Source organism: Bradyrhizobium sp. USDA 3364 (assembly GCF_054056355.1).
The window spans coordinates 8,472,424-8,491,488 of the sequence record NZ_JBSRYG010000002.1; the positions used below are offsets into that span (position 1 = coordinate 8,472,424).

Consider the following 19,065-nt stretch of genomic DNA (forward strand, 5'->3'; position numbering starts at 1 on the left):
TGCCGCATATCGCGGCGGAACAACGCGGCTTCAGAGCTTCAGTAGTACTTGTGGAAGTGATGCACCGGCCCGTGGCCGTGGCCGACCGCGAAACGATCGGCGGCGGCGATCGCACCTGATATCCACGCCTTCGCGTTGCGCACGGCGGTCTCCATCGCCTCGCCTTTCGCGAGCCCTGCCGCGATCGCCGACGACAGCGAGCAGCCGGTGCCGTGCGTGTTTGATGTGGCGATGCGCGGCGCCGATAGCGCGATGCTGCGCTCGGCGTCGATCAGATAGTCGGTGCTCTCGGCACCGTGGCCGTGGCCGCCCTTGACCAGCACCGCGCGGCATCCCGTCGCCAGCAATCGCTTGCCTTGCTGTTCGACGTCGGCCGCGCTTGAGGCGACCGGCTCGTTGAGCAGCGCCGCCGCTTCCGGCAGGTTCGGCGTGATCAGCGAGGCCAGCGGAAACAGTTTGGTCTTGAGCGCATCGACGGCCTCGGCGGCGAGCAGCCGATCACCCGACGTCGCGACCATCACCGGGTCAAGCACGATGTGGCGCGGCGCCCAGCGCTTCAGCCCATCGGCGATCGCCTCGATCGTCTCGGCCTGCGCCACCATGCCGATCTTGACCGCGCCGACGTCGAGGTCGGAGAAAACCGCATCGATCTGGGCGGTGACGAATGCAGCAGGCACCGGATGGATGCCGCTGACCCCCGTGGTGTTCTGCGCGGTCAGCGCCGTGATGGCGGAGGCGCCGTAGACCCCGAGCGCGGCAAAGCTCTTGAGGTCGGCCTGGATGCCCGCGCCGCCCGAGGAATCCGAGCCGGCAATGGTGAGCGCGACCGGGGTCATCTCGCGGCACCGGCGGTTGATACGAATGAGACCGTTATGAATAACACCATGGCCTGTCCTAGCCCGGCCGCCCATCGGCAGCAAGTTCGCCTGACTTTACCGCGAGTTGGCCTTGCCTTGGCCCCTTCTCGCCCCCTTGCCTTGGCCGCCGGTTTTTGGCCTATAGTCGGCCAAATCCCCGGAGACGACTTTGATGGTTCCTTTCTTCGTCCAGATCAAATGCAAGCTCGGCCAGTCCTACACCGTCGCCAACGCGCTGGCGGAGGCCGAGATCGCATCCGAGATCTACTCCACCGCGGGCAATTACGATCTGCTGGTCAAGTTCTACGTCGACCACGACACCGACATCGGCCATTTCATCAACGAGAAGGTTCAGGTGATCCCGGGCATCCAGGACACCCTCACCATCATCACCTTCAAGGCGTTCGGCGCGAAGTAGTTTCGCCGCATCACGACGTACTCTCTAACGCCGCATCCTGAGGAGCCCGTCCTGCGGGCGTCTCGAAGGATGTAGGCCACAGTGGGGGCCACATGGTTCGAGACGCGCGTTGCGCGCTCCTCACCATGAGGAGTCTAGGACGTGTCCGCTACGACTTCTTCTCGGGCTTGGTCGGCTTCGGCGGTCCCTCGACCGGCGGCAGCGACTTGATGTACTCGGCGATCGCGTCGCGATCGCTTGACGAGAGCTGCGAGGTGTTGCGGATCACGCGCACCATCGAGCCGCCGGCGCTGTCGCCATCCGGCGTCTGGCCGCTCTCGAGGAAATAGGCGATGTCCTTCGTACTCCAGTCCGAGATCCCCCTCGGCGTGATGTTGGGCACCCAGCCCTCGCCCTCCGGGTTGGGGCCCCCGGCGAAGCGCTGCGCACTGATGATGCCCCCGAGGAAATTCCGCGGACTGTGGCACTCGGCGCAATGGCCGAAGCTGTTGACGAGATAGGCGCCGCGATACCAATGCGCCGAGCGGCTGGCATCCGCGACGAACGGCTTGCCGTTCATGAACAGCAACTTCCAGACCCCGACATTGCGCCTGATGTTGAACGGAAACGGCAGATCGTGGTCGCGCACCTTGCCGGCGACCGGCGGCAAGGTCTTCAGATAGGCGAACAGGTCGCGCACATCATTGACCCTGGCGTACTGATAGGACGTGTACGGAAACGCCGGGAAATAGTGCGCGCCTGACGGCGAGGTGCCCTTCATGACCGCGGTGACGAAGTCGGCCTCGCTCCAGCGGCCGATGCCGTCGTTCGGGTCGGGCGAGATGTTCGGCGCGTAGAAGGTGCCGAACGGCGACGGTATCGCAAGCCCGCCACCCAGCCTGGTGCGGTCGTCCTGCTTGGGTACGGCGTGACAGGAGGAACATCCCCCGGCATTGAACGTTGTGAGGCCGTTGGCCAGGTCAGGCTGGTAGGCGGGCAACGCGCTGGCGGAGACGGTCACGGGGATCGTCAGCCACCAGAACACGCCAAAGCCGATGAGGCAGGCCAGGATGGCCAGGAGGAGAATTCGTCGCAACATTCACCGATCCGTCGTTGGTCGCGTCAGTTCATCAACCAGTATGATGGCAACCGATCGCACAAGCTCGCATCAAATTTGCCGCACCCACGATCATTTCGGGAATAAATCCGAAAAGGCGCTGTTTGAAGTTTGCAACCATCGTGTGACGTCAAAGGGGAGAGAACCATGTCCAACAAGACCTTGCTTGCCACGCTGACACTTGGCGCCGCGATTGCGTTCGCGGGTCCGGCGCTTGCCGAAAAGATGCACGCCAAGCTGGACGGCAAGTCCGAAGTGCCGGCGAACACCAGCGCCGGTACCGGCACCGCCGACATCGACTACGATGCCGCCAGCAAGAAGCTCAGCTGGAAGCTGACCTATTCGGGCCTGTCCGGCCCCGCGACCGCCGCGCATTTCCACGGCCCCGCCGAGGCCGGCAAGAATTCCGGTGTCGCGGTCGCAATCCCGAACGCGACGTCGAGCCCGGTCGAAGGCAGCGCCACGCTGACCGATGCGCAGGCCGCCGATCTGCTGGCCGGCAAGTACTACGTCAACGTCCACACCGCGGCCAACCCGGGCGGCGAGATCCGCGGCCAGGTCACGAAGTAAACCGTCAGCACGAAACGACCGGCATGAAAAAGGGCGGACGCTTCACGGCGTCCGCCCTTTTTCATTGCCCGAACGGCGATCAGCCCTTCTTGAGGCGGTAGGTCTCGTGGCAGCCGCCGCACTGCTTGAACAGCGGCGGCATTTCCGCCTTCAGCGTGTCGATATCCTTGACCTTGCCCTTGGTGTCGGAGACGGCCTTGGCGAAGCTCGCGATGTGCTGCTCGAAGCCGGCCTTGTCTTCCCAGATCTTCGGCCCGGCCGAGTAGTCACCCTCCGTCTTCAGACCCTTGCTGCTGTCGGGGAACAGCGTCGGCAGCTTCTTGGCGGTGTCCTCGAACTTCGCCAGCGCGGCGTCGACGGTTGCCTGGTCGTAGGGCTTCTCGCCCTTGAGCATCGCGGCGATGGCGCCTGCGTTCTTGCCGGTCTCCTTCATCTGGGCCTGGGTCTGCTTGACCTGATTCTGGTCGGCCACGACAGCACCCGCACTCAACGCAAGCATCGCTGCAACGACGACAATCCGCTTCATCGGCAAAACCCCTCAATTCCGCTCTGTCCCGGTCCGCAGGTACGCGGCCGGCCTGGTTTGCAAACACCGCAGGCGGAATCTTCATTCCGCCTGCGACAATTTATCAGAGAGTATGACGGCGTTGCGCCTCGCGGATCGCGACCCAGACCCGCTCCGGCGTGGCCGGCATGTCGATGTGGTCGATGCCGTACTCGCGATGCAGCCCCTCGACGATCGCGTTGACGACCGCCGGGCACGAGCCGATCGCGCCGGCCTCGCCCGCGCCCTTCACGCCCATCGGATTGGTCGTGCAGGGAACGTTGTGGGTCTCGAACACGAAGGACGGACCGTCCGAAGCGCGCGGCATCGCATAGTCCATGAAGGTGCCGGTGACGAGCTGACCGTCGGTCTGGCTGTAGACCGCCTGCTCCATCAACGCCTGCCCGATGCCCTGCATCGCACCGCCATGCACCTGGCCCGCGAGCATCAGCGGATTGAGCGTGACGCCGAAATCGTCGACGATGACGTAGCTGACGATCTTGATGATGCCGGTTGAGGGATCGATCTCGACCTCGGCGAGATGCGTGCCGTTCGGATAGGTGCCGTCGGCGCTGGCGAAGGTCGCGCTGGCGTTCATCTTCGAGGTATCGCCGCCGGGACGCTTGGCGAGATCGGCAAAGCTGACCGAGCGGTCGGTGCCGGCGATGCGGATGCGGCCGTCGGCGATCTCGAGGTCGCCGGTGCCGGCTTCCAGCGCCTGAGCCGCAAGCTCCTTCAGCTTGTTGCCGAGATCATGCGTCGCGCGTTGCACGCTGACGCCGCCGGACGGGATCGATGCCGAGCCGCCGGTGCCGAGCCCGGTCGCGATCTTGTCGGTGTCGCCCTGCAGCACGTGGACGCGCTCCGGCGGCACGCCGAACTGCTCGGCGACGATCTGCGCATAGGCGGTCTGGTGGCCCTGCCCGCTCGACTGCGTACCGATCAGGATAGAGATGTCGCCATTGGGATCGAGCGCGACATTGGCGGTCTCCTCGCCCATCGTGCCGCAGACCTCGACATAGCTCGCCATGCCGATGCCCCGCACCAGGCCGTCCTTCTTGGCCGCCTTGGCGCGCTTGCCAAACTCCTTCCAGTTGGCGATCTCCATCGCGCGCTTCATGTGCGCTACGAAATCGCCGGAGTCGTAGACCTTGCCGGTCGCGGTCGTATACGGCAGCGACTTCGGAGGAATGAAGTTCTTCCGCCTGATGGCGTCAGGCGTCATGCCGAGTTTGCGCGCGGCGGCGTCGACCAGCCGCTCGATCACATAGGCGGCCTCGGGGCGGCCGGCGCCGCGATAGGCATCGACCGGCACGGTGTTGGTGAACACGGTGCGGACGCGGCAATGGAAGGCCTGGATGTCGTAGAGGCCCGGCAGCATGCCGGCGCCGCCATGCGGGATATAGGGCGCGAAGGTCGAGAGATAGGCGCCCATGTCGCCCATCAGGTCGACGTCCATGCCGAGGAATTTGCCGTCCTCGGCGAGCGCCATCTTCGCGGTGGTGAGATTGTCGCGGCCCTGCGCGTCGCCCATGAAATGGTCGGAGCGCTCGGCGGTCCATTTGACGGACTTCTTGAGCTTGCGCGCGGCGACCGCGATCAGCGCATACTCCCGATAAGGAAACAGCTTTGTGCCGAAGCCACCGCCGACATCCGGGCAGATCACCCGCATGTTCTCCTTTGGCATCTTCAGGATCATGTCGCAGAGGATCTCGCGCAGGCGATGGCTGCCCTGGCTGCCGATCGTCAGCGTCAGGTGATCCTTCTTGGCGTCGTATTCGGCGACGGCGGCCCGCGTCTCCATGAAGTTGGTGATCACGCGCGGATTGACGATGGTGATCTCGGCGACCGCATGCGCCTTGGCGAACGCGGCTTCGGCGGCGCCCTTGTCGCCGATCGAGACGTCGAACAGCACATTGCCGGGCTTGTCCGGCCAGACCTGCGGCGCGTCCTTCTTCACCGCGTTGACGAGGCCCGCCACCACCGGCAGCGGCGTCCACTTGACGTCGATCGCCTCGATCGCGTCGCGCGCATGATCGACGGTGTCGGCGACCACGAAGGCGACGGCGTCGCCGACATGGCGCACTTCATCCTTGGCGAGGATCGGATAAGGCGGCGCGGTGAATGGATCGGTTTCGAGATTGAACAGGCACGGCAGGCCGCCGAGCTCGGCGACATCGGCCGCGGTCAGGATCAGCGCCACGCCCGGCATCTCGCGGGCCTTGCCGGCATCGATCGTGTAGGTCGCGTGCGCATGCGGCGAACGCAGCATCAGCGCGTGCAATGCGGGAGACGGTGCGACGTCGTCGGTATAGCGGCCCTTGCCGCGAATCAGAGCGTCATCCTCCTTGCGCCGCACACTTTGTCCGACGCCGAACTTGATGGGAGCTGCCATCGTCTCTCCAATTGCCTTGGTGTGTTTTGCGCATATTGGCGTGGTTGTCGACGAAGCGCAAACGGCTTTCTGGGGGCGTTTTGCCCCTTGCGGAGCGGGCCTCGATCACTATAGCGGGATTGGGCGGAACGGCCTCGGCTCGATGGTCTGCCGGTACAGCTCGACCGCCCGGCTGGCCTCCTCCATCCGATCCGTCTCCATGAGCCCATCCGCAAAGGCCATGCGTCGCACGAGGTGCGAGGTCGTGAAGGTCCAATACTGAGACATCAGCGGGTTGATGAACAGATCGCTGCCGCTGGTGCGATTGGTGGCATGATAGTTTCCGAACTCGCCGCGCGCCGCGCTTGCGATCGAATTGCAGACGATGCTCGGATGCGCAGGCTGGCGCTGGTTGGCGTAGTCGACCAGATCGAGAAACGCAGTCCCTTCCGCCGTTCCGGACGACAGGGAAAAGGCACCGAGAAATCCCCCATCACTTGTCAATTGCGCGACGTTCTCAAGGAAAGCGTGATGCGAGACGCCATGGAAATGATCAATCCCGAAGCCGATCGCAGCGAGAAGCGCCCGGCCCTCGGTGGCATTCTGCGCAGCGACGATCGATACCGCATCCTCGATGATGGTGCCGAGTCCGGGCTCGTCGCCGAAAATAACACTGTCGGTGCCGCCATCAATCAGCACAACCAGATCGATCTGATGCTGCTCGATGATCCAGCGGTAACTGGCTGCGAGCGGCCGGACGCCACTCTTGGCAAAGGCGTAGATCGGCACCGCACGACCACGCGTCGCAAGCCATTCCGCCAGCCATTTCTCCGGGAAGTACGGAATTTCGGCAGAGCTCCGATCGACCCGCCACGTGGTCGGATTGATGCGCTCGCCACCGCAAAGCCAGAGATTGGTGAACGAAAAATTCCCGAATACAACGCCCTTGCCCCGCGACCAGAGCCGCTCCGCAAGGGGCACGCCGCCGAACAGGTCGAAGCCGCCGCCGCAGCCGGCGATGAGGACGTTGGTGGCCTGCTCCAGGCGCTCGAGAAACGGGATCATGTGATGCAGCCAATGGCGTTCGGGCGTGCCCGCCCCTGCCGCATTCGGGCATTATTCCAAGCAATTGACAAGATTAAAGAAATCTATACGCGCCGGAGTGCGAACAGCCAGCCGCGGCCGAACAATGTGAGGATCAGGAAGGCGTAGACGAAGACGCCGACCGCAATCAGCAGCAGCAGAATCATTTCATCTCGGAAGATCTGCATCGGTGCGAACCACACATAGGCGAAATGCGAGGTCAGCCACAGCGCGAGCGCCAGCAGCACGCCGCACAGCGCAAAGGTGCCGAACGAGCGGATCAGCGCACGATCGAGCGTGAGAAAGCCGCGCCGGACGGCGAACATCAGCACCAGCAGCAGGTTGACCCAGGCGCCGACCGCGGTCGCAAGCGCGAGCCCGACCTGCGCCAGCGTGCCGACCAGCGCGATCTTCAGCGCGACATTGACCGCGACCCCGGTCAGCGCCGCCTTGACAGGCGTCGCGGTATCCTTGCGGGCATAGAAGGTCGCGACCGCGCTGCGGATCATCACGAAGGGAATCAGCCCGACCGCATAGGCCGCGAGCGTGGCGCCGGCGCTTGCGGCATCGGCCTTCGAGAACGCGCCGCGAGCGAACATCGCGCGCATGATCGGATCGGCAACGGTCAGGAACGCGGCCACGAACGGCACCGAGAACAGCAGCGTGAAATCGAAGGCGCGGCGCTGCGCCGCCGTCGCGCCGCTGTGATCGTCGGCGGTCAGGCGGCGCGACATCTCCGGCAGCAGCACGGTGCCGATCGCGATCCCGATCACGCCGATCGGCAGTTGGTTGAGGCGGTCGGCGTAGTACAGCGCCGACAGCGCGCCCGCGGGGAGGAAGGTTGCGATGATGGTGTCCGCGAACAGCGCGACCTGCGTGCCCATCGAGCCCAGCGTCGCCGGCCCGAGCGCGCGGAAGAAGGCGCGGACGTCCTCGTCGAGTTTCAACGGCGCGAATCGCGGCAGGCCGCCATGGCGCGCGAGGTCGCCGGCGAGCAGGAAGAACTGCAGGAAGCCCGAGATCAGGACGCCCCAGGCCGCAGCATGACCGGCGCTGGGGAAGAACGCGGCAAGCGCCAGCGTCATCATCATCGCAAGGTTGAGGAAGATCGGCGCCGCAGCCGCGCTGGCGAAGCGATGCATCACGTTGAGCATGCCGCCATAGAGCGTCACCAGCGTGATCAGCAGCAGATAGGGGAAGGTGATCCGCGTCAGCTCGATCGCGAGCTTGCGCTGCGCGGCATCCTCGGTGAAGCCCGGCGCGAGGATGCTCATCGCCTGCGGCATGAACGCCATCGCCACCACGAGCAGGATCACCTGCGAGGCGAACAGCAGCGTGAAGATGCGGTCGGCGAACAGCCGCGCCGACGCCTCGCCCTTCTCGCCATGGACGTGGGCATAGGCCGGCACGAAGGCGGCGTTAAAGGCGCCCTCGGCAAAGATCGCACGGAAATGATTGGGCAGCCGCAGCGCCACGAAGAAGGCGTCGGCGACCGGCCCGGCGCCGAGGATCGCCGCGAGCATGATGTCGCGTGCGAACCCGGTGACCCGCGATAGCAGGGTATAGCCGCCGACGGTGAAGATGCGCCCAAGCATGCGCTGCTTCTAGCGCATGATTGCGTTACGAAAAAGTTTCGTATCAGGCCGTTAACGATTTAGGCATGATCCAGCCCGAAAACCGGAAACCACTTTTCGGGATCATGCCTGTAGCGCGCTGCGCACAGCCGCGATGACGCGGTCCTGCGTCGCCTCGTCGAGGTAGGGGTGCATCGGCAGGGCGATGACGTCCTTCGACAGGCGCTCGCTGACCGGCAGGCCGCCGTCGGCAACCGGATAGTGGCTGTAGGCCGTCTGCTGGTGGACCGACTTCGGATAGTAGATCATAGTCGGAACGCCCTGCGCCTTCAGGTCAGCCGCGAAGGCGTCGCGGTCGATCCCCTCGGACAGGCGGATGGTGTACTGCGCCCACACCGAGGTGCAGCCCGGCGCAAGGCGCGGCACGGCGACGAGGTTGCCGAGCGCGCGCGAATAGCGCTCCGCCACCTTGTTGCGCGCTGCGATCTCGTCGTCGAATATCTTCAGCTTCTCGAGCAGGATCGCCGCCTGCATGGTGTCGAGCCGCGCCGTGAGGCCGAGCCGGACGTTGTCGTACTTGTCCGAGCCCTGGCCATGCACGCGGATGCTGCGCAGCGTGGCGGCGAGCTCCGCGTCGTCGGTGAAGATCGCGCCGCCGTCGCCGAAGCAGCCGAGCGGCTTGGCCGGGAAGAAACTGGTCCCGGTCGCGAGCCCGAAGGTGCCGAGCTTGCGGTTCTTGTAGGTTGCGCCAAAGCCCTGCGCGGCGTCATCCAGCACGAACAGGCCCTCGGCCTCGGCGACCGCGCTGATCGCATCATGGTCGGCGCTCTGGCCGAACAGATCGACCGGGATCACGGCGACCGGCTTCAGCCCGCGCGAGCGCGCCGTCGCGATGCCGCGCTTCAGCGAGTTGATGTCGATGTTGAAGGTCTCCTCGTCGACATCGACGAACACCGGCGTCGCGCCGGTCAGGGTCACGACCTCGCCGGTCGCGCAGAAGGTGAAGGTCGGGCACAGCACGGCATCGCCCGGCCCGACATTCTTCGCCATCAGGACCATCAGCAGCGCGTCGGTGCCGCTGGCACAGCTCACCACATGCTTGGCGCCGGTATAGTCGGCCAGCGCCTTCTCCAGCGCAGTGACTTCCGGACCGTTGATGAACTGGCAATGGTCGAGCACGCGCGCGACCGCATCATCGACCGACTTGCCGAGCCGCCGGCGCTGTGCGGCGATATCGATGAAGGGAATGGGCTCAAGCTGCATATGCTGGTTCATGGAAGCTCTTTGCACGTGTTGAATGAATGACGATCAGCCAGTGAAGACAATCAGCCGGCGACCCGGCGCGGTCCCTTGCGGATCATCGAGGCGGCAGGCCGCGCGGGCGATTCCAGGCAGCGGATCGCGATCTCGAGGCTCGCCACGCCTTCGTCGCCGGACACCGCCGGCAGCTTGCCGCCGCGCACGGCATCGAGGAAGGCAATCAGCTCGGCGCGCAGCGGCTCGTCGTGACCGACCGGCAGATGACGCATCGAATAGCTGCCGTCCGGCTTGAAGCCGAAACATTCGGTGACCTGGCGCGTGAGCAGGTCGCCCATCACATACTTACCGCGGGTCGCGACCGTGACGTTGCGCGCCTTGAACGGCGTCAGCCAGTTGGTGTTGATGTGGGCGAGCACGCCGGACGCGGTGCGGAATTGCAGCAGCGCGATGTCCTCGCGTTCGGCGACCGCGCTCGAGAGCTGCGGCTGCACCTCGACGATATCGGACTCGGTGAACCAGCGGATCAGGTCGATATCGTGCACGGCGAGATCGATCACGACGCCGACATTGGACATCCGCGGCGGGAACGGGCCGACCCGGGTGATGCCGATCGACAGGATGTCCTCACCCGAGATCGCCTGCTTGATCGCGGCGACCGCCGGATTGAAGCGCTCGACATGGCCGACCATCAGCGTGACGCCGGCCTTCTCGGCGGCCGCGACGATCTCGCGGCCCTCTTCGACCGTGGACGCGACCGGCTTCTCGACCAGGATATGGATGTTGCGCGCGATGCAGGCCAGCGCGATCTCGTGATGCAGATGGGTGGGGGCTGCGATCGTCACCGCATCGATGCCCTCGGCGAGCAACTGATCGAGGGTCTCGAAGGCGCGGCAACCGACCAGGTCGATGGCGCGCGTGCGGTGTTCCGGCAGCGGATCGACGATACCGATCAACATCACGCCGGGCAGTCCGGCGAGCACGCGGGCATGGTTGCTGCCCATCACGCCGGCGCCGATCACGCCGACGCGCAATGCGCGGCCGATATCGGCCTTCGCGCCGGCTGCGGACATTTTTGCATTCATATCGTAGACCCCAAGTAACGTTCTGGCGGTTGTCCCGGCTTCTCAGGAAGCCACCCCGGCCCCGAGGGAATCAGCACCAAGACGCAATTCCGACTTGATACCGACCTGGCGCTCAATTCCGATTTGGCGCTTTTGGCGCAAATCAGTTCCCGCTTCGTTGGCTGCCGCTATAGCACGGCGTCACAAATGTGGCGAATGCCAACAACGAAATCCGGACACGTTTTGATTCAAAGAGTTACATCGCCCGCGCGTCGGTTTTGAGCACGGGAACCCGTTCGCCTCAGGAGCGCTGATAGTCGTCCTCGATGCGAATGATGTCGTCCTCGCCGAAATAGCTGCCGGTCTGCACCTCGATCAGCTCGAGCTGAATCTTGCCCGGATTCTCCAGCCGGTGCACCGCGCCGATCGGGATGTAGATCGATTCGTTCTCGTGCACCGTCTTGATCAGCTCGTTGACGGTGACCTGCGCGGTCCCGCGCACCACGATCCAGTGCTCGGAGCGGTGATGATGCTTCTGCAGCGACAGCCGCCCGCCCGGCTTGACGATGATGCGCTTGACCTGGTGGCGTGCGCCATTGTCGACCGACTGATAGGAGCCCCAGGGACGATGCACCTTGATGTGGCTCTCGGTCACCTCGGGTGCGGTCACCTTCAATTTCGCGACCAGCCGCTTCAGCCCGTTGGCGTCCTTCTGGCGCGACACCAGCACGGCGTCCTGGGTCGCGACCACGACGAGATCGTCGACGCCTTCGAGCGCAACCAGCGCCCGGTCGGTCGCGACGTTGCAATTGCGGGAGTCCTCGAACACCGCCGCACCGCGCGCCGCGTTGCCGAGGCTGTCCTTGTCGGAGAGCTCCCAGACCTGCCGCCACGAGCCGATGTCGGACCAGCCGCACGCCACCGGTACCACGGCGGCATGCGGCGTCTTCTCCATGACCGCGTAATCGATCGAGATCGCCTTTGCCGCGCCGAACGCCGCCGCATCGAGCTTGACGAAGCCGAGATCGCGCGCAGCCGACGCAACCGACTGCTCCACCGAGGCCACGCTGTCCGCATCGACATTGCGGTACTCGTCGAGCAGCATGCCGGCGCGGAACATGAAGTTGCCGCTGTTCCAGAGATAGCCCGCATCGATATAGCCTGCCGCCGTCGCGGCATCCGGCTTCTCGACGAATTTGGCCACCGCGCGCACCTCGCCGGCGACCACCTCACCCGGGTTGATATAGCCGTATTCGGTGGCGGGCCGTTCCGGCTTGACGCCGAAGGTCACGATGCGACCGGCTTCCGCGGCCGTCAGTCCGCCGCGGCACGCGGCGACGAAGGCCGGCGTATCGCGCACCAGATGGTCGGCGGCAAGCGCCAGCACGATTGCCTCGCCGTCGCGGCTCTGCGCGAACGCCGCTCCGGCCGCGATCGCGGGCCCCGAGTCGCGGCGCATCGGCTCCAGCAGCACATCGGCCTCGCGGCCGATCTCGGCCAGCTGCTCCAGCACCATGAAGCGATAGATCTCGTTGGTGATCACGATCGGCCGCTCGAACAGGCCAGCGTCCGAGACCCGCAGCAGCGTCTCCTGGAAGGTCGAGCGCGCTCCGAACAGCGACAGGAATTGCTTCGGATGCACCTCGCGTGACGCCGGCCACAGCCGCGTGCCTGCGCCGCCGCACATGATCAGGGGAATAATTCGTCGGTCCATCGATGCCTCAAGTCCTGTCGTGCAAGGCCCTATCGTGTCCGTCCGCGGACGACACACCAAACTGGCCCGGGCCGCCGCGGCCGGCAGCCCTGTTACCTGGGAAGCACTATCCGAGCAGTATCACGCGCCCCCACGCGGCTGGTCGGATTTTACCGGTATTGTAAACCCCCGGTGAGTGGCGGGCCGTCCCCCGTTCCGGCCTCTTTAGCCATCCCTTCGCACCTGCCGCAATAGGGAGCAGTACGGGTATTGCCAGATCGGTGCGGAAACCATACCAAGGCGGCGAATTTGGGCGCGCGAGTGCGTTTTGCGCTGTTTTTGACACATTCTGAAACCTGGCAGCGCGAACGGAAATGCGCCGAATCCTCCTGTCGACCGTCAAGATCCTGATCTCGGCCGCGTTGCTCTATTTCTCGCTGCGCAAGGTCAACCTGTATGACCTTGCCTCCCGTATCCAGGTCGAGAGTCTGGGCTGGCTCGGCCTCGCGATCGCGGTCACGTTCCTGCAGATCTTTCTCGGGGTGCTGCGCTGGCGGGAAATCAGCGTGGAGTGCGGCGCGCCGCTGGAGACCGCCCAGGCGATGCGCTTCAACGTCATCGGTACCTTCTTCAACCAGACGCTGCCGTCCTCGATCGGCGGCGACGCCGTACGGCTCTGGCTGGTCGCGCGCGCCGGCGCGGGCTGGCGCGCCGCCACCTATTCGATCTTCGTCGACCGCGCGATCGGGCTGATCGCGCTCGCCGTCCTCATCGCCGCGACCCTGCCCTGGAGCTATCGGCTGATTTCCGATCCCAACGGCCGGATGGCCTTGCTGCTGCTCGACGTCGCCGCGCTCGGGGCCGGCTTCGGTTTCCTGCTGATCGGCCTGCTGCCGTGGCCATGGCTGAAGCGGTGGTGGGCGACGCATCACATCCACGCCTGCGCCGTCATCGCGAACCGGGTGCTGTTCAGCCGCGAGCACGGATTGAGGGTCGCAACGCTGTCGATCGCGATTCACGTGGTGACCGTCGTGATCGGCTGGTGCGTTGTGAAGTCGATCACGGCCCCGGTCACCTTCGGCGATATCTTCCAGTTGCTGCCGCCGGTGATGCTGATCACGATGATGCCGATCTCGATCGCAGGCTGGGGCGTGCGCGAGGCCACGATGGCGCTGGCCTTCGGTTATGCCGGATTGATCGCCAATGAGGGCGTCAACATCTCGCTGCTGTTCGGCGCGGTGTCGTTCGTGGTCGGTGTGTTTGGCGGCCTGGTGTGGATCCTGAGCCCAGAAAAGGCCGCCAAGGGCGCAGCGCCGATCGAAGTCCCGGGATCACAATCGTGAGTCCCTGGATCGCAATGACCGGGCCAGAATGAGCTTTTTCGAGATCCTCCTGTTGTTGATCGCCGTGGCCCTGGCCGCAGCGATCTCGGCCGTCCTGATCCAGCTGACGCGCCCGCTGCTGCTGCGCGTGGCGCTGGCGAAACCGAATGCGCGCTCCTCGCACCGCATTCCAACGCCGCAGGGCGCCGGCATCGCGGTCACCGCGGCGACGCTGCTCGCGGGCGGGATCGTCATCGTGCTGGCCGGATCGCCCTTCCTGACGATTCCATTCATCGTGTTCTCAGCCTGCCTGTTCATCGCGGTGGTGGGTTTTGCCGACGACATCCGCTCCCTGCCCGTCGTCCCGCGGCTGCTGCTGCAGGCTGCCGCAGTTGCGGCCGTGCTGTTCTCGCTGCCGGGCGATCTCAGGCTCGTTCCGGCCTGCCCGCTCTGGCTCGAACGCGGTCTGCTGCTGATCGCCGGCCTCTGGTTCGTGAACCTCGTCAACTTCATGGACGGGCTCGACCTGATGACGGCGGCCGAGGCCGTGCCGATCACCGTGGCGGTCGCCCTGCTCGGCAGCTTCGGCCATGTCCCGGTTGTTCCGGCGCTGGTCGCGGCGGCGCTGTGTGGCGCGCTGCTCGGCTTCGCGCCGTTCAACCGGCCGGTCGCAAGGATATTCCTCGGCGATGTCGGCAGCCTGCCGATCGGCCTGCTGCTCGGCTGGTGCCTGCTCGAGCTCGCTTTGCGCCAACAGTTCGCCGCCGCGCTGCTGTTGCCGCTGTACTATCTGGCGGATGCGACGGTCACGCTGTTTCGCCGCATGGCGCGGCGCGAACCATTCTGGGCCGCGCACCGCTCGCACTTCTATCAGCGCGCGACCGACAACGGGTTCACAGTGTGGCGCGTGGTCGGCGAGGTCTTTGCGCTCAATGTGGTGCTGGCGCTGCTCGCATTCGCCTCGGTCGCCCTCAATTCGCTTGGCGCCGACATTGCCCTGCTGCTGGCCGGCGCGCTTGCCGTCGCCTGGCAGTTGCGCCGGTTCTCGCGACCGCTCTGATCACGCAGGGTCAGGCATCCGTTCGACGCAGCGCGTGCCTCAGCCCCTCATCGAGACTCATCGGCTGCTGCCATCCCGTGCTTGCGACCTTGGAGAGATCGAGCTCGAGTGAGGCGAACAGGCTGTCATAGGCTTCCTTGCGGCCGCCCATCGAGAGCGTCATCTTCAGCAGCGACGGCGGCAGCCAGAACAGCCGCGGCGAGGTTTCTGCCGCGCGGGCAAGGCGCTCGACGAACTCGCGCGTCGAGACCTGTTCGCGGTCAGCCACCAGGAACACGTCGAAATCATTTCCGGGATGCGACAGCCGGTACAGGATGAACGACGCCAGGTTTTCCGCCGACAGGAACGCGCGGCGATTCCTCACATAAGCGAGCGGAAGCGGCATGCGTTTGATCACCGCACGCTTGAGCAACTCAAAATTTCCCTTCGCTCCGGCGCCGTAGATCAGCGGCGGCCTGATGACGGTCACCCGCATGCCGCTGCCCGGCACGATCTCCTTCAGGCCGACCTCGGCGGCTGCCTTCGAATTTCCGTAGAGGCCGCGGGGTGTCAGGACATCGTCCTCGCGGAACGGCGGACGCCCGTAATTGCTGCGCCCGTGCACCAGGATCGTGCTGACGAAAATGAAATCCCGTATGCCCGCAGCGACGGCGGAACGCGCCAGATGCAGGGTGCCTTCGATATTGACGTTGCGGTAGAGCTCTATCGCGTGTTCGTCGTACTGCTGGTGAACACGGGCAGCAAGATGAACGACGGCGTCGACGCCGTCGAGCGCGGCGCGCCAATCGGTGGCGGGACTGAGCGAATCGATCAGCACGTCGTTTGCATGCTGCGGCGGGGTTCGCACCGCGCGGCGCACCACCCAGCCGCCGCGCTCGAGCTCGGGCACCACATGGCGACCGACAAAACCGCTGGCCCCCGTCACCAGAACCGTCCGGCGCCCATCATTCATGCCGCCCGCTCCACATCGCGATTGGATAGCAGCTCCTGCACCAGCGCCGCGTAGCTCGCCAGCGCCCGCTCGGGACTGAAGGTCCGCGCGGTCGCGACGGCGCGTTCGGCCATCGCGGCGTCCTCCGAGCACGACGCCAGCCTGATGGCATCCGCGAGTTGATCGGGCCTTCCCGGCGTGACGACCCAGCCCAGCCCGTTTTCGCTGACGGTGAGCGCCGCCTCGGCCTCGGGCTCGGAGACCAGGATGACGGGCCGGCCGGCTGCGAGCAGATTGTAGAACCGGCTCGGCACCGACACGCCGGCGACGTCCTTGCGATAGGGAATGAGCCAGACGTCGGCACTGGAGAGCAGCGCATCCAGCTCGCTGTCCGCGACGCGGTCGACCAGCGTGACGTTGGCGAGCTGCTCCGTGGCCTGCATCTCCTTCAACCGCGCGAAGCCCATGCCCCATCCCGACAGCAGAAAGTGGACATCGCGTTCGTCGCGCAACAGCCGCGCGGCCTGGAAGACGATGTCCGGATCGTGGGTGAAGCCCAGATTGCCGGACAGCCCGACGACGAAGCGGGCGGCAATGGCCTTGCGAAACGGATTGTCGGGGCTGACGGGACGGTCGCCGGGGGTGAGCGTGGCCCAGTTCGGGATGAATTTGATCTTGTCCTGTGTCATTCCGCCATAGCGCAGCAACAGCTTCTCGGCGTCGCGGCCGATCACGATGACGGCGTTCAAGGCACGGAACATCAGCGCGTTGATCGCGCGCATCGCCCGCGTCACCAGCGAGGACGGCCGCAACAGCCCGGCCATCACGAGCACGTCGGGAAACAAATCGTGCAGGATCAGCGCCGACTTCGCCCCCTTCAACCTCGCCGCGGCGGCAACCGCATAAGGCAGCGCGAACGGAGCGGTCACCGTCAGCGCCACGTCGCCCCGCCTGAGCCGCGACAGCAGCGCAAAGAAGATCCGGCCGGTGAACAGCGCTTCCGCCAGCGCACGCTTGATCAGCGCGGCCTTTCCCGGCAGCCAGTTCCTGATTTCGACGACGACGGGTCGTCCGGGCGCGGGCGCCCGCGCCGAGCCCGGCATCCCGGAGACCACCACCACGTCCGCCTCCCGCGCGATCCGCTCGGCGATCGCGGACATGATCGCGGCGGTCGTACTGTGGTCGGGCGGATAGTGCTGGCTGACGACCACGACTTTTCGAGAACTGGACATCAATATCAATGGCTTTCGAAACGATCCTGCCCCGTCGTCCGCAGGGCTGCGTGGTCAGGCGGCATTCGATCCGAACTCGGGCACGGCATCCTGAAGCACGGCGCGGATGGTGACGCGGTCATCTCTCTCGATCGCATCCTCCAGCGCTGCAAGCCATTTGCGCAGCGTCGACATCGGAGGCTGGTTCGGCTTCGCCGCCATCACGCCGGCGACGCCGATTTCGAGCGTCGGCTCCTGGCTTGCGAACAGGATCTCGTTCAGCCGCTCGCCGGGACGGATGCCGCTGAACACGACCTCGACGTCGACGCCGGGTTGCAGGCCGGACAGGCGGATCATCCGCTCGGCGAGATCGACGATCTTCACCGGCTGGCCCATGTTCAGCACATAGACCGAGACGTCGGGCCGGGCCGGCGTCACCGCATGCGTCGCCGCGGTGATCACGAGATCGCAGGCTTCGCGGATCGTCATGAAGTAACGAACCATGTCCGGATGGGTCACCGTGATCGGTCCGCCGGCCTCGATCTGGGCCTTGAATTTCGGCACCACGGATCCGTTCGACGCCAGCACGTTGCCGAACCGCACCGAGATCAAGCGCATGTGCGGCTTGCCCTTGGCCTCGGTCATCAGGTCATGGTCCAGCGCCTGGCAGTACATCTCGGCAAATCGCTTGGTCAGGCCGAGCATCGACACCGGCTCGATTGCCTTGTCGGTCGAGATCATCACCATCGCGCTCGCGCCGGCGGCGCGCGCGGCGTCGGCCACGTTCACCGACCCGAAGATGTTGGTCTTGACCCCCTCGCTCCAGTCACGCTCCAGGATCGGCACGTGCTTGAGCGCCGCGGCATGAAACACGATGTCGGGCTTGAACTCGCTCATCAGGCGCGTGATGCGCTCGCGATCCCTGATGTCGGCGATCCGGCCCTCGATCTCGGGGCCGCTCTCGCGAGCGGACAGCGCCTCGGTCACAGCATAGAGCGCCGGCTCCGAGTTCTCCACAACCAAGAGGCGCGCCGCCCCGAAGGTCGCGACCCGTTCGCAGATTTCCGCGCCGATCGAGCCGCCGCCGCCGGTCACGATGACGGACTTGCCCTTCACCAGCGTCTCGAGCCGCGCGTAGTCGATCTTCTGGCTCGGGCGCAGCAGCAGATCCTCGACCGCGACATTGGTGAGCCGCGGCGCATCGCCGCCCTCCAGCGACGGCAGCCGGCTGACCATCAGGCCGAGCCGCCTGGCGCGCATCAGCACACTTTCCGGATGCGCTTCCGGCTCGAAGGCCGAAGGTGTCATGACCACGCGCTTGATCGGCCGCTGGCGGCTCTCGAAATCCCGAATCACGGCCTCGATGTCATCGACGCCGCCGACCACGGGAATGTTGCGAATCATCTGGCCGCGGTCGGCAACCGACGGCGAGAGCACGCCGACCGGCCAGAGCCGCTTGATGGCGCCGTTCTCGATGCCGCGCAGCACGACTTCCGCGTCGGCCGTGCGCCCGACCAGCAGCGCCGGGCGCGGCGTTGTCGGACCGGGCATGAAGACGCGTACGCGAATAGCGGAAATAACGATAGCCTAGGCGCAGCGCGCTCAGCGCGAATACTTCAAGGAAGAAGAACAGGATGATCGTGACGCGGCCGAGGAACACCGGACTCGGCGAATTCGCACCCGTGAAGAAGTAGACGTAGTCCAGCACCACCAGTGCCAGCGTCAGCACCGCCGCAACCCGCAGGATGTTCACCGCGTCTGGCAACGAGGTGAAGCGCCATTTCGCCGTGGTCAGATTGGAGAAGTAGCTGACCACGATGCTGAACAGCACGAACCAGGGCAGGATGCGCAGCAGATGGGGCAGCCGATCGGTAAGGAGGCTGCCCTCGAAACGCAGGTAAAAGCTCGCCAGCAACGCGAACGTCGTCGCGAGCGCGTCATGCAGCAAAATCAGGAAGTTGCGCAGGGTGAATTGTGAAAGGCGCGTCATCTAACGGACGGGTTGCCGGCA

General features: G+C 65.4%; 15 protein-coding genes and 1 pseudogene. 4 read left to right on the forward strand and 12 right to left on the reverse strand.

The window, feature by feature from the left end:
* Positions 1-38: 38 nt before the first annotated feature.
* Entirely contained in the window at positions 39-836 is a 798-nt protein-coding gene (gene thiD, locus ACVILL_RS40160; protein WP_456734066.1) for a bifunctional hydroxymethylpyrimidine kinase/phosphomethylpyrimidine kinase, read from the reverse strand.
* A 193-nt stretch (positions 837-1,029) separates the two neighbouring features.
* Here thiD and ACVILL_RS40165 point away from each other — a divergent pair, with 193 nt between their 5' ends.
* Entirely contained in the window at positions 1,030-1,275 is a 246-nt protein-coding gene (locus ACVILL_RS40165; RefSeq protein ID WP_016845986.1) for an Lrp/AsnC ligand binding domain-containing protein, read from the forward strand.
* 148 nt (positions 1,276-1,423) lie between these two features.
* On the opposite strand, the gene ACVILL_RS40170 is transcribed toward ACVILL_RS40165, so the two are convergent.
* Positions 1,424-2,353, reverse strand: a complete 930-nt coding sequence (locus tag ACVILL_RS40170; protein WP_456734067.1) for a c-type cytochrome — start codon at positions 2,351-2,353, stop codon at positions 1,424-1,426.
* Positions 2,354-2,518: 165 nt separating this feature from the next.
* Between ACVILL_RS40170 and ACVILL_RS40175 the strand changes: the two genes are divergently transcribed.
* Positions 2,519-2,941: a CHRD domain-containing protein gene (locus tag ACVILL_RS40175; RefSeq protein ID WP_456734068.1), complete on the forward strand. Its 423-nt coding sequence runs from the start codon at positions 2,519-2,521 to the stop codon at positions 2,939-2,941.
* Between the two features lie 79 nt (positions 2,942-3,020).
* On the opposite strand, the gene ACVILL_RS40180 is transcribed toward ACVILL_RS40175, so the two are convergent.
* From ACVILL_RS40180 to ACVILL_RS40210, 7 genes are all read right to left on the reverse strand, one after another.
* Positions 3,021-3,467 (reverse strand): c-type cytochrome, encoded by a 447-nt coding sequence (locus ACVILL_RS40180; protein WP_456734069.1) that lies wholly within the window; start codon positions 3,465-3,467, stop codon positions 3,021-3,023.
* A gap of 103 nt (positions 3,468-3,570) precedes the next feature.
* Positions 3,571-5,880, reverse strand: a complete 2,310-nt coding sequence (locus ACVILL_RS40185; protein ID WP_456734070.1) for a xanthine dehydrogenase family protein molybdopterin-binding subunit — start codon at positions 5,878-5,880, stop codon at positions 3,571-3,573.
* A 108-nt stretch (positions 5,881-5,988) separates the two neighbouring features.
* Positions 5,989-6,924 carry a DUF1152 domain-containing protein gene (locus ACVILL_RS40190; RefSeq protein ID WP_456734071.1) on the reverse strand — a complete coding sequence of 312 codons (936 nt, stop codon included), beginning with the start codon at positions 6,922-6,924 and terminating at the stop codon, positions 5,989-5,991.
* A gap of 83 nt (positions 6,925-7,007) precedes the next feature.
* Positions 7,008-8,537 (reverse strand): murein biosynthesis integral membrane protein MurJ, encoded by a 1,530-nt coding sequence (gene murJ, locus ACVILL_RS40195; protein ID WP_456734072.1) that lies wholly within the window; start codon positions 8,535-8,537, stop codon positions 7,008-7,010.
* 102 nt (positions 8,538-8,639) lie between these two features.
* On the reverse strand, positions 8,640-9,791 hold the full coding sequence (locus ACVILL_RS40200; RefSeq protein WP_456734073.1) for a DegT/DnrJ/EryC1/StrS family aminotransferase: 1,152 nt from the start codon (positions 9,789-9,791) through the stop codon (positions 8,640-8,642).
* A 50-nt stretch (positions 9,792-9,841) separates the two neighbouring features.
* Positions 9,842-10,858 carry a Gfo/Idh/MocA family oxidoreductase gene (locus ACVILL_RS40205; protein ID WP_456734074.1) on the reverse strand — a complete coding sequence of 339 codons (1,017 nt, stop codon included), beginning with the start codon at positions 10,856-10,858 and terminating at the stop codon, positions 9,842-9,844.
* A gap of 280 nt (positions 10,859-11,138) precedes the next feature.
* Complete coding sequence (locus ACVILL_RS40210) at positions 11,139-12,551, reverse strand: mannose-1-phosphate guanylyltransferase/mannose-6-phosphate isomerase (RefSeq protein WP_456734075.1); 1,413 nt, start codon at positions 12,549-12,551, stop codon at positions 11,139-11,141.
* A gap of 353 nt (positions 12,552-12,904) precedes the next feature.
* Between ACVILL_RS40210 and ACVILL_RS40215 the strand changes: the two genes are divergently transcribed.
* Both ACVILL_RS40215 and ACVILL_RS40220 read left to right on the forward strand, forming a co-directional pair.
* Complete coding sequence (locus ACVILL_RS40215; RefSeq protein WP_456734076.1) at positions 12,905-13,873, forward strand: lysylphosphatidylglycerol synthase transmembrane domain-containing protein; 969 nt, start codon at positions 12,905-12,907, stop codon at positions 13,871-13,873.
* A gap of 28 nt (positions 13,874-13,901) precedes the next feature.
* On the forward strand, positions 13,902-14,912 hold the full coding sequence (locus tag ACVILL_RS40220; protein ID WP_456734077.1) for a glycosyl transferase: 1,011 nt from the start codon (positions 13,902-13,904) through the stop codon (positions 14,910-14,912).
* 10 nt (positions 14,913-14,922) lie between these two features.
* Here the strand turns inward: ACVILL_RS40220 and ACVILL_RS40225 are convergent, their stop codons facing one another.
* The 3 genes and pseudogenes from ACVILL_RS40225 to ACVILL_RS40235 form a co-directional block, all read right to left on the reverse strand.
* Positions 14,923-15,864 (reverse strand): NAD-dependent epimerase/dehydratase family protein, encoded by a 942-nt coding sequence (locus tag ACVILL_RS40225; RefSeq protein WP_456734078.1) that lies wholly within the window; start codon positions 15,862-15,864, stop codon positions 14,923-14,925.
* Positions 15,861-17,075: a glycosyltransferase family 4 protein gene (locus ACVILL_RS40230; protein ID WP_456734079.1), complete on the reverse strand. Its 1,215-nt coding sequence runs from the start codon at positions 17,073-17,075 to the stop codon at positions 15,861-15,863. The genes ACVILL_RS40225 and ACVILL_RS40230 overlap by 4 nt, the downstream gene beginning before the upstream one ends.
* 54 nt (positions 17,076-17,129) lie before the next feature.
* Positions 17,130-19,044 (reverse strand): annotated as a pseudogene (locus ACVILL_RS40235) (SDR family NAD(P)-dependent oxidoreductase).
* Positions 19,045-19,065: the final 21 nt, after the last annotated feature.

What these genes read in the sequence shown, in the direction of transcription:
- thiD (WP_456734066.1), bottom strand. Translation starts at nt 836, where the DNA reads ATGACCCCGGTCGCGCTCACCATTGCCGGCTCGGATTCCTCGGGCGGC.
- ACVILL_RS40165 (WP_016845986.1), top strand. Translation starts at nt 1,030, where the DNA reads ATGGTTCCTTTCTTCGTCCAGATCAAATGCAAGCTCGGCCAGTCCTAC.
- ACVILL_RS40170 (WP_456734067.1), bottom strand. Translation starts at nt 2,353, where the DNA reads ATGTTGCGACGAATTCTCCTCCTGGCCATCCTGGCCTGCCTCATCGGC.
- ACVILL_RS40175 (WP_456734068.1), top strand. Translation starts at nt 2,519, where the DNA reads ATGTCCAACAAGACCTTGCTTGCCACGCTGACACTTGGCGCCGCGATT.
- ACVILL_RS40180 (WP_456734069.1), bottom strand. Translation starts at nt 3,467, where the DNA reads ATGAAGCGGATTGTCGTCGTTGCAGCGATGCTTGCGTTGAGTGCGGGT.
- ACVILL_RS40185 (WP_456734070.1), bottom strand. Translation starts at nt 5,880, where the DNA reads ATGGCAGCTCCCATCAAGTTCGGCGTCGGACAAAGTGTGCGGCGCAAG.
- ACVILL_RS40190 (WP_456734071.1), bottom strand. Translation starts at nt 6,924, where the DNA reads ATGATCCCGTTTCTCGAGCGCCTGGAGCAGGCCACCAACGTCCTCATC.
- murJ (WP_456734072.1), bottom strand. Translation starts at nt 8,537, where the DNA reads ATGCTTGGGCGCATCTTCACCGTCGGCGGCTATACCCTGCTATCGCGG.
- ACVILL_RS40200 (WP_456734073.1), bottom strand. Translation starts at nt 9,791, where the DNA reads ATGAACCAGCATATGCAGCTTGAGCCCATTCCCTTCATCGATATCGCC.
- ACVILL_RS40205 (WP_456734074.1), bottom strand. Translation starts at nt 10,858, where the DNA reads ATGAATGCAAAAATGTCCGCAGCCGGCGCGAAGGCCGATATCGGCCGC.
- ACVILL_RS40210 (WP_456734075.1), bottom strand. Translation starts at nt 12,551, where the DNA reads ATGGACCGACGAATTATTCCCCTGATCATGTGCGGCGGCGCAGGCACG.
- ACVILL_RS40215 (WP_456734076.1), top strand. Translation starts at nt 12,905, where the DNA reads ATGCGCCGAATCCTCCTGTCGACCGTCAAGATCCTGATCTCGGCCGCG.
- ACVILL_RS40220 (WP_456734077.1), top strand. Translation starts at nt 13,902, where the DNA reads ATGAGCTTTTTCGAGATCCTCCTGTTGTTGATCGCCGTGGCCCTGGCC.
- ACVILL_RS40225 (WP_456734078.1), bottom strand. Translation starts at nt 15,864, where the DNA reads ATGAATGATGGGCGCCGGACGGTTCTGGTGACGGGGGCCAGCGGTTTT.
- ACVILL_RS40230 (WP_456734079.1), bottom strand. Translation starts at nt 17,075, where the DNA reads ATGTCCAGTTCTCGAAAAGTCGTGGTCGTCAGCCAGCACTATCCGCCC.